The following is a 13,830-nucleotide window of genomic DNA, read 5'->3' as shown; positions in this document are numbered from 1 at the left end:
TTTCATAGTGATCGTGGTTATCAATATACAAATAGAACGTTCAAAAGTAAATTAGATAAAATAGAAGCAACACAGAGCATGTCTAGAGTTAGCCGCTGCATTGATAATGGACCTATGGAAGGTTTTTGGGGTATACTTAAAGTTGAAATGTATTATCTAAGAAAATTTGATACGTATGAGGAACTTGAACAAGCCATTGACGAATATATAGATTTTTATAACACACAAAGATTACAGAAAAAGTTAAAAAGTATGACTCCAATAGAATATCGAAGTCATACTTTAACAGCGTAATTTTTATTATTTACCCTGTCTACTTGACAGGGGGCAGTTCAAAATCCTAGGGTTTTATTTGCTAGTTACGCTTTTTTTGTATAAAGTATCTTCTTTGATTTGTTATTTTCTTTCATCTCTATAAATGTTTTTTATTTCAACCTTGCTGTTAAACACATTGTTTTCATTCCAAGACCTGTAAACTTAGTTTCATATTCAGTCATTATGTTTCCTTCAAAATTTGATTTGTGAAGGTCATATGTTAAGAATTCAATTTCAAAGCCTGACTCTTTAAAGTATTCTTGTGATGCATTAAATAAATCAGTATCATCTGTTTTAAACCAAACTTCTGATCCAGCCTTTAAGAATGCCTTATACTTTGATAAAAATCTTGTATGGGTTAATCTTCTTTTATTGTGTCTATCCTTTGGCCAAGGGTTACAAAAATTAATATATATTTTACTTACTTCATCTTTTTCAAATACGTCTTCTATAAAATCGATGTTCATAGCAGTAAGTCTTGCATTCTCTAAATTATTTTCTTGAAGTTTATGAAGCCCATAAATTAATACTTCATCTTTTAAATCTACCGCTACATAGTTAATCTCTGGATTATTTATAGAGTGCTTAAGTAAAAATTCACCTCTACCACATCCAAGTTCTAAATATATAGGATTTGAATTACCAAATACCTCATTCCATTTTCCTTTATTAACTGAAGCTCTTGGAAGAAATAAATTACTTTCTTCTAGTTCTGGTCTTACCCACTGTTTTTTCCTTAGTCTCATTTGTTTTCCTCCTAAATCTTAGGGATGTTCAAATAAATAGCAAGTCAGTATGCTAGTCTATTTATTTTTATGTCCCTTAAACTACATAAAATAAATTTATTATATTATTTAGTATGTATTAAATAAATATCCCTACTACCGCCTTAGCTATTGTGATAAATAACGTATAGATAATACCTACTGGAATTCCTAAAATTTTTCCACCTATTAATAAAACACCTATTAATATAAACATTTGATATTGATATATAGTATCAGCTACTTTATAATATGTTTTTGGCCAAAGATTTTTCATTATTTCAAAACCTGCAAGTCCTGGTAATGGTAATAAATTAAATACAAATAAACTTATATTTATTAAAACTATACTCCTTAACATATTAGATGCTACCATGTACATACTCTCTGGCATCATATTTCCTAAAATATAAATGAAAAAAATAAATATAAATGATCCTACAAATCCAACTAAAAGATTTGCAAGTGGTCCTGCAACTGTAACCTTTATAGCATCTTTTTGTCCTCTTTTATAAGCATTTGGATTTGTATCTAAAGGCTTTGTCCATCCAAATCCACATATAATAATCATTAAAAATCCCATTGGATCAATGTGATCTATAGGGTTTAAAGATAATCTTCCTTGAAACCTTGGAGTTTTATCTCCTAATTTATCTGCCATTTTTGCTTTTGCATAACCTTGAACTGTAAAGGCTATTAATATAGCTGGTATTGTAAATATTATATCTAATAATTTATCTGCCATAATTCAACTCTCCTTAACTTTTTTCTTCTATGTATTATACCATATATTAAGTCTTAACACATATACTAATAAATTAAAAAAGAACTCAGCTCATAAATTATAAGCTGAGTTCTTTTTACTTTAACTATTACCTTATAAAATTAAAAACCATCTTCCCTATAGCTTATTGTGGTTTTGGTTTTGCTGCTTCTTCTGCCGCTTTTTTTGCAGCTGCATCTTCTGCTGCCTTTCTTGTTGCTGCATCTTCTGCTGCCTTTTTTGCAGCTGCATCTTCTGCCGCTTTTCTTGTTGCTGCTTCTTCTGCCCTTCTCGCTTCTTCTTTTCTAGCCGCTTCCGCTTCTGCTATTTTTCTCGCTTCTTCTTTTTTCGCCGTTTCCGCTTCTGCTGCTTTATCTACAGTATTAGTTCTTTGAATATCTTTATCATTAAGTTTCTTTCCAGTATCTAGATATTCTTCTGGTTTAATTCCATATAAAGAATTATATCTCTTTTCATCTGATCTGTATTTTGCAAAAACATTTTCTCTTGCAATAAGGTCATAATCTTCTGCATTAGGTAATTTATTTTCAAATATAAAGTCATTTAGTACCTTAGCATTTTGTTCTTTATCTATTAATATTACCCAGCCCTTATCTTTATATCCATTTTCCTCACTTGATAACTCTACTTGTGGAATTTGAAGTTGTTCAAATTTAAGTTCTGGAAATTTATAAATTGTATATCCATAATTTAAAGCCATAAGTGGTTCTATATTTGTTTTAACATGTTCTGATAATTTATCTGCTATACCTGGGTATTTTAAAGGATTTATTTTCACTAAATTTTCAGCTACTTCATTTAAAACTCTGCTTTGTCTTTCACTTCTCTCATAAGAACCATTTCCAACACTTCTTATTCTTGAATATGAAAGAGCTTGAGCTCCATTAAGTTTTTGTAATCCTGGTTTTGTTATTGGCTCTGATTTAGTTTCTGTGGAATCACCTATGTATTCATTAACATTTTCAATTTCATAATCTTTAATATCAATTTCAATGCCCCCTATTGCATCAATAATTGATTCAAAACCCCAAAAATTAACTATTACATATTTATCTAATTTAATTTCAAAAGCATCACTTATAGTTTCCATTAATAATTCTGCTCCACCTAATGCAAATGCTGCATTTATCTTTTGCTCACCATATTCTGGAACATCAACTAATGTATCTCTTTGAATTGAAGTTAACTTAACTTCTTTATTATTATTATCTAATGTTGCAATCATAATAGAATCTGATCTTGATAACTCATCTAATGTTCTACCATCACTTCCTATTAATAAAACATTTGTTATACCTTCAACTTCTTTATATTTATTTTCTTCTGTACTTATGCTATTTGTATCACTTGGTGGTACGTATATTTTACTTTTAAAATATTGATAACCAAATAAAACAGTTGCTATAATTATAGCTAATACACTTAAAGAAATTATGATAGCCATTTTCTTTTTACTAATACTTTTTTTATCTTTTTTTCCATTCATACATAATATCCTCCCTTTACCTTCCTATTATATAACCATTTAACATAGTTTTACAAGGACATGCTTTAATTATACGGATTTTTTTTTCATTTGTATTACAAAATTATTAATTTTTTAAAATATTGCACTAATTATAGTATGACATACTATAATCCATATTATGATATTAAATTATGTCATATTTAGTATGTATACCTATTTAGCTATGATATAATTTTGCTCTAAAGAATTTTTTAAATACTAACCTATAGGGCTCTTTGGATTTTTATTTTATTTCAGCTCCCTAAGGTGCAAAATAGACTATCATAGTGACTATTGGTTTTTCCATGGTACCTAATGTAATCGAGGTGAATAAATGAAGGAAAAAATTTTAAATTTACTAAAATCTAACAAGAATTATATTTCTGGTGAAGAAATAAGTAAACTTATTGGAATAACTAGAAGTTCTGTATGGAAGTATATCAATATGCTAAAAAAAGATGGCTATATAATAGATGGTGTTTCAAATAAAGGATATAAATTAATTTGCGAAGCTGATCTAATTTCTTTAAATGAAATAAAATCAAATTTAACTACAACCTTTATGGGTAAAGAACTTCATTATTTTAAAGAAGTGACCTCTACCAATTCCACCGCTAAAGATTTAGCCATAAAAGATGCCCCCAATGGCACTTTAGTTATAAGTGAGATTCAAACTTCAGGCAAAGGAAGGCTGGGGCGTGTTTGGACCTCTCCAAAAGGAGGTATTTGGGCTTCTCTAATTTTAAGACCTGATATTGAACCTATAAATTGTCCAAAGATTACCCTTATTGCTGCTGCTGCTGAAGCTATAACCTTAGAATCTTATAATTTAAAGCCAGAAATTAAATGGCCAAACGATTTACTTTTAAAAAACAAAAAGTTTTCTGGTATTTTAACAGAGATGAGCTGTGATATGGATAGAGTAAACTACATAATTTTAGGTTTTGGAATAAATGTCAACTTATCAAAAGAGGATATTCCCAATGATTTATTAGATAAGGCAACTTCTCTTTCTATTGAATATGGATGTAATCTTAATAGAACAGAATTATTATGTAACTATCTACAAAATTTCGAAACTTTGTATAATGAATTTATCTTTAATAATTCAATTGATAAAACTATTGATATTTGCAGAAAAAATTCAATGCTTATAGGAAAAAAAATTGTTATTACAAGTAGAGATAAGGATGAAAATGTATTCTGTATAGATATAGCCCCTTCAGGCGAATTATTGGTAAGAGATTCCCTTGGGAAAGAAAGACTTATTTTCTCTGGCGAAGCTTCTTTATCAAAAAATTATTAATTCTTAAAGTAAAAAGCATGGCTAACGCCATGCTTTCTTATTTTATAAAAGTCTTATATTATTTTCTTTACATGCACTTAAGTTTTTTTCATCCCATATAGAAGCTTGAACTTCACCAATATGAGCTTTATTCAAAAATAACATGCAAATTCTTGATTGACCAATTCCCCCACCTATTGTATATGGTAATTTACCTTCTAACAATAGTTTGTGGAATTCAAATTTTCTTCTATCATCACTACCAGACAATGTTAATTGATGATCTAATGATTTTTCATCAACTCTTATTCCCATTGATGATAATTCAACAGCCTTATTAAATAATGGATACCAGAATAAAATATCTCCATTTAAATTCCAATCATCATAATCTGGACTTCTTCCATCATGTTTTTCTCCAGATTTTAACACTCCACCTATTTGCATTAAGAATACTGCCCCATGTTCCTTGCAAATAGCATCTTCTCTTTCTTTAGATGACAATTGTGGATATTTATCCTCCAGGTCTTGAGTAGTTATGAAATATATATCTTCCGGAAGGTTTAATTCAGTTTTCGATAAATTTTCATTAACATAAGCTTCTGTATCTTTAAATACTTTGTATATAGTATTTACAACTTCTTTTAAAGTCTTTTCATTTCTATCTTCTTTTTTAATTATTTTCTCCCAATCCCATTGATCTACGTAAATTGAGTGTAAATTATCCATTTCTTCATCTCTTCTAATGGCATTCATATCAGTATATAGCCCCTCACCAATATTAAACCCATATCTATGAAGACTCATTCTCTTCCACTTAGATAGTGAATGTATTATTTCTACTTCTTCTCCTGTAGCTAAAACATCAAACTTTACAGGTCTTTCAACACCATTCAAATTATCGTTTATTCCTTTACCAGATTCTACAAATAAAGGTGCAGAAACTCTTGTTAAATTTAGATTATTTGATAGTTTCCCCTCAAAAAAATCTTTAATTTTTTTTATATGTATTTCTGTTTCTATTAATGTACTAGTCCCTTTATATCCTGTTGGAATAATTATGCCTTCTACATTCATGTATTTTGCCCCCTTTTGTCTATATTTTAGCTTTTACTAACCTTTAATAATGCTTTAAAGCCACTTCTTTGTTAGCTATTATAGTTAATTTAAAATATATTGTCAATTTTTTTATTATATTGTTAATTTTTTTAGGTTAATTTTGCTATACAGGTTTAATTATATTTTCTAATTTTATTGGTATAATGAATCTTCAATATATATAAACTTTAATATTTATAAATAAAATTAAAATTTATATTTACTTATTTATTAACGCATATTAATATAGATTAGTATTATGTCGAAAAAATTTGATTTGGAGGTTTATTTTATATGAATATAAGCATAATTAGTATGCCTCTTTTCTATGGTTGTGATAATCCTGGTGTAGAAAATGGGCCAAAAGTTTTAAGAGACAACAACCTTATAAATATTTTCAAAAAAAATCATAACGTCACTGATATGGGTGATGTATATGTGGAGCATGCAGATGCTATAAATAAATATGTAGCAAATAAAAAAATGAAGTATTTAGATGAAGTTATAAATGCAAATGTTGAACTAGCTAATAAAGTTTATTCAGCACTTGAAAATAATACACTTCCAATAACTATTGGAGGAGATCATTCTTTAGCTTTAGGTTCTGTTGCTGGCACTTCTAAATATCATGGTAATGATAATATTGCAGTAGTGTGGGTTGATGCTCATGGTGATATAAACACTGATGAAACAACTCCCTCTGGAAACATTCATGGTATGCCTCTAGCTGCTTCAATGGGAATCGGACATTCAGATCTTACTAATTTATATTTTAATGGCCAAAAAGTTAAGCCAGAAAATATTTTTTTACTTGGTGTACGAGATTTAGATATAGGAGAACTAGAATTGATATCTAAAAACAATTTAAATCTTTGGAAAATACAAGATATTCAATACAGGGGTATAAATACTGTATTAGATGAATTTAAAGCAAGTCTTAAAGATAAGAACATTAACAATATCCATTTAAGCTTTGATATAGATGGTTTAGACCCATCCTACGTTCCTGGCACCGGTACTCCGGTAGAAAACGGATTAACTTTTCTTGAAGGGCAAAATATTTTAGAAACTATTTTAGATACAAATCTAGTTAGATCTATTGATTTTGTTGAATTTAATCCAGCACTTGATAAAAATAACAGAACTATTGAAACTTGCACGGAATTACTAAAAATAATATCTAATTCTTTAAAAAATAACTAATAGTTTTTCTATTCGTTATTTTTTTATGATATTATATAATAACTATGTTACTTTAGGAGGACAAAATGAAATTATTATTTTTCGATACAGAAACCACAAGCATAAGACCCGGCAACATCTGTCAACTTAGCTATATTCTTGTAGATACATCCACTAAACCTCAAACAACTACAGGAAAAAACTTCTTCTTTAATGTTGATGAAATGGATCCAGGCGCTCAAGCAGTTCATGGTTTTTCTTTAGAAAAACTTTATGAACTTTCTGACGGACAAGAGATTTTAGATTTTGTTGCAGAATTTATGCCGGACTTCTTTGCTGCTGATTTTATTATAGGACATAATGTCCAATTTGACATAAAGTTCTTAACTCATGAAATTAACCAATTATATGATGAAAGTCTTGTTGATAGCAAATGGATACCAAACAATAAATTTTGTACAATGGGCTACTATAAAGATATATGCAAAATTCCAAATGCTAATGGCAGTATAAAAAACCCTAAACTTTCAGAAGTAATTGAATTTTTAGGAATTACTGAAAAAGAAATTTCCTCTAAGTCTACTGAGTTATTTGAAGGTAGCGGAAACTATCACGATGCTAGGTTTGATACAGCTGCAACATACTTACTAGTTATAAATGGAATGAAAAAGAAGCTTATTCCAGCTGGATATTTTAGCAAGCTTTTAGAGCTTTCAAACAAATAATTGTTTACTATAATATAAAAAGGGTATCATTTTAAAATTCATTAAAATGATACCCGCTTTATTTATATTATTATTTCTTTACTTCCGTAACTCCACTTATTTCTCCACCGTCTAATTTGAATGAGTTTTTATATTCTTCGTTAGCAAAGTAAACATTTCCTTTAACCTTAGTATTCTTTAATAAGAATCCATTTGCTTCTACATATATATCTCCAACAAAAGTTCCTTCTTGAATTTTACCATTTTCACTCTTAACAGTCATCTTAGGTGCTGTTAAAGTATGTGATGCTGTTACTTTCTTATCGGCATCTTGATCATAGAGCGCTAGCTTACGTGCTAAACCATTTGCCTTATCATCTTTACTATAAAAAACACCATCCATAACTAATTCTTTTGTTGTTTGTAAATCTCCTGTTATAGCAATTATCCACGTTCCATCTGCTGATAATGCTTTTATTAATCCATCATCACTCTTTACAATTGATGATGATGTTACAGCATCAACTGATTCCTCTTTTGTTGTTTCCGGAGCCTTTGTCTCTTCTACAACTTTCTTTGATCCGCATCCAACGAATAAAGCAGTTACTAATAATAAACCTATTACTAATGATTTTGATTTCATATTACATCCCCCTATATCTTATTTTTCGACTAATTATAACATATTTCTTAATATTTACCCATAGCATTTATATTTTTTTCAAAAAAATTAGACATCTCCAAATAAACAACAAAAATACTCTCTTGTTATTTATTTGAACATGCCTTAATAACATTATTGCTATTTTAGTAATTCATATAATTCCTTGCATCTATCTTTATCCATACTAGGAACACCATCTAGCCTATATTTAATACCTAAGGTTTCATATTTATTTATCCCTAATAAGTGATATGGTAAAAGTTCTACTTTTTCCACATTATGTAAGGTTTCTATAAATTCTTTTAGTTTCAAAATATACTCTTCGCTATCTGTTTTTCCAGGTACAACTACCTGTCTTATCCAAAGTTTTGTTCCTGCTCTTTCACAAGCCTCTAAGAATATTTTACTTTCATTGATAGACATACCTGTTATATCCTTATATCCTTCTTCTGAGAGATGCTTAACATCATATAATACTAAATCTGTGTATTTTAATATCTCATCATAATTTCCACGCCCTACTCCTGAAGTATCTAGACAGGTATTAATACCTTCTTCTTTACATAATTTAAGAGCTTCTAATAAAAATTCTGGTTGTCTTAGCGGATCTCCACCTGAAAAAGTTACTCCACCACCAGATGATTTAAAATAATTTTTAAATCTTGCAATTTTTTTAACTAATTCTTGTGGTGTATATTCTGTTCCCTCATTATCATTCCAGGTATCTGGGTTATGGCAATAAACACATCTAAGCGCACAACCTTGCATGAATACAACTACCCTTATTCCTGGTCCATCTACAAGTCCCATTGTTTCTATTGAATGTATTTTTCCTATAGTCATTTTAAAAGCCTCCTTATGAATAAGACATTTTTTTAAAAATAACAAGCTACTATTCTACTCTATTTTTTTAATGCCTAAATTTAATCCCCCACCTATTAATAGGCAGGGGAAATTTTTTATTTTGCTAACTACATTGATTTATGGAATGTTCTGCTTACAACTTCCATTTGTTGTTTTCTAGTTAATCTGTTGAAATTAACAGCGTATCCTGAAACTCTAATAGTTAATGTAGGATACTTTTCTGGGTTTTCCATTGCATCTAGTAATGTTTCTCTGTTAAACACGTTAACATTTAAGTGATGAGCGCCTTGAGTAAAGTATCCATCAATAATTGATACTAATGTCATAGCTCTTTCATCTTCTTTTTTACCTAAAGCATCTGGTACGATTGAGAATGTATTTGAAACTCCATCTTCACACACTCTGTCGTAAGGAATTTTTGCAACTGAGTTTAGTGAAGCTAATGCTCCATTTTCATCTCTTCCGTGCATTGGGTTAGCTCCTGGTGCAAATGGTTCTCCTGCTTGTCTTCCGTCTGGAGTAGTTCCAGTCTTCTTACCATATACTACGTTTGATGTAATAGTTAATACAGATAATGTATGTTTAGCATCTCTGTATAATGGATGTTTCTTTAATTCAGCAGAGAACTTCTCTGTTAAGTTTACAGCTAAATCATCAACTCTATCATCATCATTTCCGTATTTAGGGAATTCTCCTTCAATTTTGAAATCAACAGCTATTCCTGCTTCATTTCTTATTGGAGTAACTTTTGCATACTTAATAGCACTTAATGAATCTGCAACAACTGATAAACCAGCTACTCCAAATGCCATTAATCTTCCTACTTGTGTATCATGTAATGCCATTTGTCCAGCTTCATATGCATATTTATCATGCATACAGTGGATTATGTTCATAGTATCAACATATAATTTTGCAATATATTCTAATACTGAATCATAACTCTTCATAACAGTGTTGAAATCTAAGACTTCATCTGTCATTGGTTTAACTCCCTTAATTACAGTTTTACCTGTCTTTTCGTCAACTCCACCATTCATGCAATATAATAATGCTTTAGCTAAGTTAGTTCTAGCTCCGAAGAATTGCATTTGTTTACCAACTTGCATAGCTGATACACAACAAGCAATAGCATAATCATCACCATATTTAGGTTGCATAACTCCATCATTTTCATATTGTATTGCATCTGTTATTATTGACATTTCAGCACAATATTTCTTGAATCCAACTGGTAAGCTTGGTGACCATAATACTGTCATATTTGGTTCTGGCGCTGGATCTAAGTTAGTTAATGTATGTAAATATCTAAATGAATTCTTAGTTACAAGAGATTTTCCATTAACTCCCATACCGCCAATTGATTCAGTTACCCAAGTTGGATCTCCTGCAAATAAATCATTATATTCTGGAGCTCTTAAATGTCTAACTAATCTTAATTTGATTATAAATTGATCTATTATTTCTTGAGCTCCATCTTCTGAAATAACTCCAGTTTGTATGTCTCTTTCTATGTATATATCTAAGAAAGTTGAAGTTCTTCCAAGTGACATTGCAGCTCCATTATTTTCTTTTACAGCTGCTAAGTATCCAAAGTAAACTGCTTGAACAGCTTCTTTTGCAGTTTGAGATGGCTTAGAAAGATCTACACCATATTTTGAAGCCATAGATTTAATTTGAGCTAAAGCTCTAATTTGCATATTAACTTCTTCTCTTTTTCTTACTAATTCATCTAACATATCGCCTTGAAGCTCATTTAGATCCTTTTTCTTTTCTTCCATTAGGAAATCTATACCATAAAGAGCTACTCTTCTGTAATCACCTATGATTCTACCTCTACCGTAAGCATCTGGCAAACCAGTTAATAATCCAGCACTTCTTGCTGCTCTTATTTCATTTGTATATGCATCAAATACACCTTCGTTATGTGTTTTTCTATAAGATGAGAAATGTGATTGAATTTCTTCATTAAGCTTATATCCATAAGCCTCACATGAGCTAGTTGCAACTCTCATTCCTCCGAATGGATTTACAATTCTTTTTAATGGAGCATCTGTTTGCAATCCAACAATTACTTCGTTTTCTCTATCAATATAACCAGCTTCATAATTATCTATACCTGATACTCTTTCAGTATCTATATCGATAATTCCTTTTTTGATTTCTTCAATAATTAAAGTTCTACACTCAGCCCAAACTTTTTCTGTTTTTGCTGATATTGGTGCTAAAAAGCTAGAATCACCTTCATATACCTTATAATTTTTTTGAATGAAGTTTCTTACATCTATCTTTTCTTGCCAATTTCCGATTTTAAATCCGTCCCATTGTGGAAACATTTAAATTCCTCCCCGTGTGTTTTTTATTTAACAATTTCATTATACACCTTAAATTTTAATTTGTTAATAGGCTAAAATTTAGTAAACGTTTTTACTTTTATTTTTCTAATATTTAGAGTTTTTATCATGTTTTTTTGCATTTTCCACATAATTTTCACACTTTAATTATCTATTTTTTATCTACTCAATTCCTAATACATTTATTAATTCTAATACCACTTCTTCTCCTGCAACTTTTTTAATAAGGTTTAAGCAGCCTTCCATAACTCCAACTATATTTGAACTTATAATTATTTTGCCGTTATCAGCAAAACTTTTTGATGTAAATCTAATTTCTGGTAATATAGCTTTTAAAGTTTCTTCGGTTCCTACTATTGGAGGAACTAAAATACCATCAAGCATTTCACAGCTACTTAAGAAATAAATACCTGTATTAATTGATAATAAATAGTCACACTTACTATATTTGGATAATAAATATCTAATAATATATTTATCTCTTGCAGCTTCCTTAGATCCATATCCCCCAGGAATAATAATTATATCTGGTTGCTTCCCACATTCAAAATTATGTTCTAATGCTATATTAATATTACTTGTAATTACATTCTCTTCATATCCAACACCATAAATGTTAAACAAATCTTCACCTAATATTTTATTAGCTTCATTAAATATTTCAAAAACAATTGAATATTGAACTATATTCATATTATTATAAGCAATTACTGCTATATTTTTTCTTGTTTCTCTTTTTCTTTTAACTTCTAATCTAAAGAACTCTTCTTTAGTTAGCTTGTACGTTATTTGATTTCTAAATTCCCCTATAGATTCAAAGCCTATCTTATTAAAGAATTTTTTCCCACTTTCTGTTTTAATTGTATCAATTATAGTTTGACCTTTAAACTCTAAAAAATAATATTCAAGCAATAACCTAACTGCTTCTTCTCCATATCCTTTTTTTCTATATCCATAATGTATTTTCACATTTATTCTAGCAGCCTTAGTTGCAGAATCATATCCATGAAAACTTACCTCACCTATAGCTTCATCGCTAACTGTATATATTAAGCAATAGAAGTTTTTTCCATCTGTTGGTTGAACCATTTTTTTATAAAACATTTCCCATTTTTCTTTTAAAAAAATATACGTTCCACCGACTTCTACCATAGTCTCTTCATCACTCCATAGCTTTGATACAAAAGATAGCTCTTCAAAACTAGGTTGTTTTATATAAACATTTTTTCCATTTCTTCTATATAAATTCACTGTTTTTCTCATTTAATCACCTGCAATTTAATTATTACCTCTTAATTTTTCTATCATTAATTCAAATATCTCATATACTTATGCTTTTATCAAGTTAATATGGTAATTATATCTATATTAACTTAATATTTAGCATTTTTTTATTAATACTAATTTTTATAACTAAACTACTTCTACATAAATATAGATTTTTTCTATGTTAAGGAGCTTTTTTAATTTTATGGCATTTTTATTCAGTCTTCACCTTTTCTTACTTATACTAAACTTTAAATACTGTTCTTTTAAACTCTTCATCTACATACGCTATCTTAAAGCTCATTTCTTCAAGGCTTAAAGCTTTTTAAATAATTTTATTTTTATTAGAAAAATATTGATTTTTCCCTTAATTATTTATATAATATAACTTGTTTGTTTAGTAACTTTAAACAAATAGTTTAGTAATAGTTAATATCTACCAAACATAATTTTTATGGTTAGAGGTGTATTTATGCAAATTGGAGAAAAAATAAAAGGACTTAGAATTGAAAAACAATTAACACAAGAGGAACTTGCTAATAGATGTGAGCTTTCTAAAGGATTTATATCCCAATTAGAAAATAACTTAACATCACCATCTATTGCAACTTTAATAGATATTCTTGAAATACTAGGAACAAATTTAAAAGAGTTCTTTAGTGATGATAATCAAGAAAAAGTTACATATAAAGATGAAGATATGTTCGAAACTGATAATGAAGATTTAAAATATAAACTTATGTGGCTAGTTCCAAACTCTCAAAAAAACCAAATGGAACCTATTATGATTACTTTAGAACCAAATGGTCAATATATTGAGGAAGAGCCCCATGAAGGTGAAGAATTTGGTTATGTATTGCTTGGCACTATAACTCTTCATCTTGGAGATAAAAAATATAAAGTGAAAAAAGGTGAAAGCTTCTATTATAAACCCCGAGTTAATCACTATATTTCAAACCCTGGTAAACTTCAAGCTAAAGTAATATGGATTAGTACTCCACCATCATTTTAGGGAGATAAAAGAATATAAAGAGGTGTTTAAT

General features: G+C 29.1%; 13 protein-coding genes. 5 read left to right on the top strand and 8 right to left on the bottom strand.

What is annotated here, in order from left to right:
• Nucleotides 1-294, top strand: a 294-nt coding sequence (locus BLS77_RS13455) for an IS3 family transposase (RefSeq protein ID WP_139164842.1), incomplete at its 5' end; no start/stop codon positions are given.
• A gap of 131 nt (nucleotides 295-425) precedes the next feature.
• Here the strand turns inward: BLS77_RS13455 and trmB are convergent.
• The 3 genes from trmB to BLS77_RS13440 form a co-directional block, all read right to left on the bottom strand.
• Nucleotides 426-1,061 carry a tRNA (guanosine(46)-N7)-methyltransferase TrmB gene (gene trmB / locus BLS77_RS13450; RefSeq protein ID WP_089970831.1) on the bottom strand — a complete coding sequence of 212 codons (636 nt, stop codon included), beginning with the start codon at nucleotides 1,059-1,061 and terminating at the stop codon, nucleotides 426-428.
• A gap of 118 nt (nucleotides 1,062-1,179) precedes the next feature.
• Nucleotides 1,180-1,824 carry a site-2 protease family protein gene (locus BLS77_RS13445; RefSeq protein WP_089970829.1) on the bottom strand — a complete coding sequence of 215 codons (645 nt, stop codon included), beginning with the start codon at nucleotides 1,822-1,824 and terminating at the stop codon, nucleotides 1,180-1,182.
• Between the two features lie 163 nt (nucleotides 1,825-1,987).
• Nucleotides 1,988-3,349, bottom strand: a complete 1,362-nt coding sequence (locus BLS77_RS13440; protein ID WP_175490860.1) for an LCP family protein — start codon at nucleotides 3,347-3,349, stop codon at nucleotides 1,988-1,990.
• A gap of 355 nt (nucleotides 3,350-3,704) precedes the next feature.
• On the opposite strand from BLS77_RS13440, the gene BLS77_RS13435 reads away from it, so the two are divergent.
• Nucleotides 3,705-4,676 (top strand): biotin--[acetyl-CoA-carboxylase] ligase, encoded by a 972-nt coding sequence (locus BLS77_RS13435; RefSeq protein ID WP_089970826.1) that lies wholly within the window; start codon nucleotides 3,705-3,707, stop codon nucleotides 4,674-4,676.
• A gap of 42 nt (nucleotides 4,677-4,718) precedes the next feature.
• On the opposite strand, the gene asnA is transcribed toward BLS77_RS13435, so the two are convergent.
• Entirely contained in the window at nucleotides 4,719-5,732 is a 1,014-nt protein-coding gene (asnA, locus tag BLS77_RS13430; RefSeq protein WP_089970823.1) for an aspartate--ammonia ligase, read from the bottom strand.
• A gap of 315 nt (nucleotides 5,733-6,047) precedes the next feature.
• Between asnA and rocF the strand changes: the two genes are divergently transcribed.
• Together rocF and BLS77_RS13420 are read left to right on the top strand one after the other, a co-directional pair.
• Nucleotides 6,048-6,956, top strand: a complete 909-nt coding sequence (gene rocF / locus BLS77_RS13425) for an arginase (RefSeq protein WP_089970820.1) — start codon at nucleotides 6,048-6,050, stop codon at nucleotides 6,954-6,956.
• A 65-nt stretch (nucleotides 6,957-7,021) separates the two neighbouring features.
• Nucleotides 7,022-7,660: a 3'-5' exonuclease gene (locus BLS77_RS13420; RefSeq protein ID WP_089970816.1), complete on the top strand. Its 639-nt coding sequence runs from the start codon at nucleotides 7,022-7,024 to the stop codon at nucleotides 7,658-7,660.
• 70 nt (nucleotides 7,661-7,730) lie between these two features.
• On the opposite strand, the gene BLS77_RS13415 is transcribed toward BLS77_RS13420, so the two are convergent.
• The 4 genes from BLS77_RS13415 to BLS77_RS13400 all read right to left on the bottom strand — a co-directional run bounded on the left by BLS77_RS13415 (nucleotide 7,731) and on the right by BLS77_RS13400 (nucleotide 12,784).
• Nucleotides 7,731-8,282, bottom strand: a complete 552-nt coding sequence (locus tag BLS77_RS13415; protein ID WP_089970813.1) for a hypothetical protein — start codon at nucleotides 8,280-8,282, stop codon at nucleotides 7,731-7,733.
• A 159-nt stretch (nucleotides 8,283-8,441) separates the two neighbouring features.
• A complete protein-coding gene (gene pflA / locus BLS77_RS13410) occupies nucleotides 8,442-9,146 on the bottom strand; it encodes a pyruvate formate-lyase-activating protein (RefSeq protein WP_089970810.1) in 705 nt (234 codons plus the stop codon).
• A gap of 128 nt (nucleotides 9,147-9,274) precedes the next feature.
• Complete coding sequence (pflB, locus tag BLS77_RS13405) at nucleotides 9,275-11,503, bottom strand: formate C-acetyltransferase (protein WP_089970807.1); 2,229 nt, start codon at nucleotides 11,501-11,503, stop codon at nucleotides 9,275-9,277.
• A gap of 180 nt (nucleotides 11,504-11,683) precedes the next feature.
• Nucleotides 11,684-12,784, bottom strand: coding sequence for a GNAT family N-acetyltransferase (locus tag BLS77_RS13400; protein ID WP_089970804.1), 1,101 nt, complete (start codon nucleotides 12,782-12,784; stop codon nucleotides 11,684-11,686).
• Between the two features lie 475 nt (nucleotides 12,785-13,259).
• Between BLS77_RS13400 and BLS77_RS13395 the strand changes: the two genes are divergently transcribed.
• A complete protein-coding gene (locus tag BLS77_RS13395) occupies nucleotides 13,260-13,799 on the top strand; it encodes a helix-turn-helix domain-containing protein (protein WP_089970801.1) in 540 nt (179 codons plus the stop codon).
• The last annotated feature ends 31 nt before the right edge of the window (nucleotides 13,800-13,830 follow it).

This window comes from Clostridium gasigenes (genome assembly GCF_900104115.1).
GTDB lineage: Bacteria > Bacillota > Clostridia > Clostridiales > Clostridiaceae > Clostridium > Clostridium gasigenes.
Note: the sequence above shows the minus strand (reverse complement) of the source record. Positions and strands in the feature narration are given on the sequence as shown.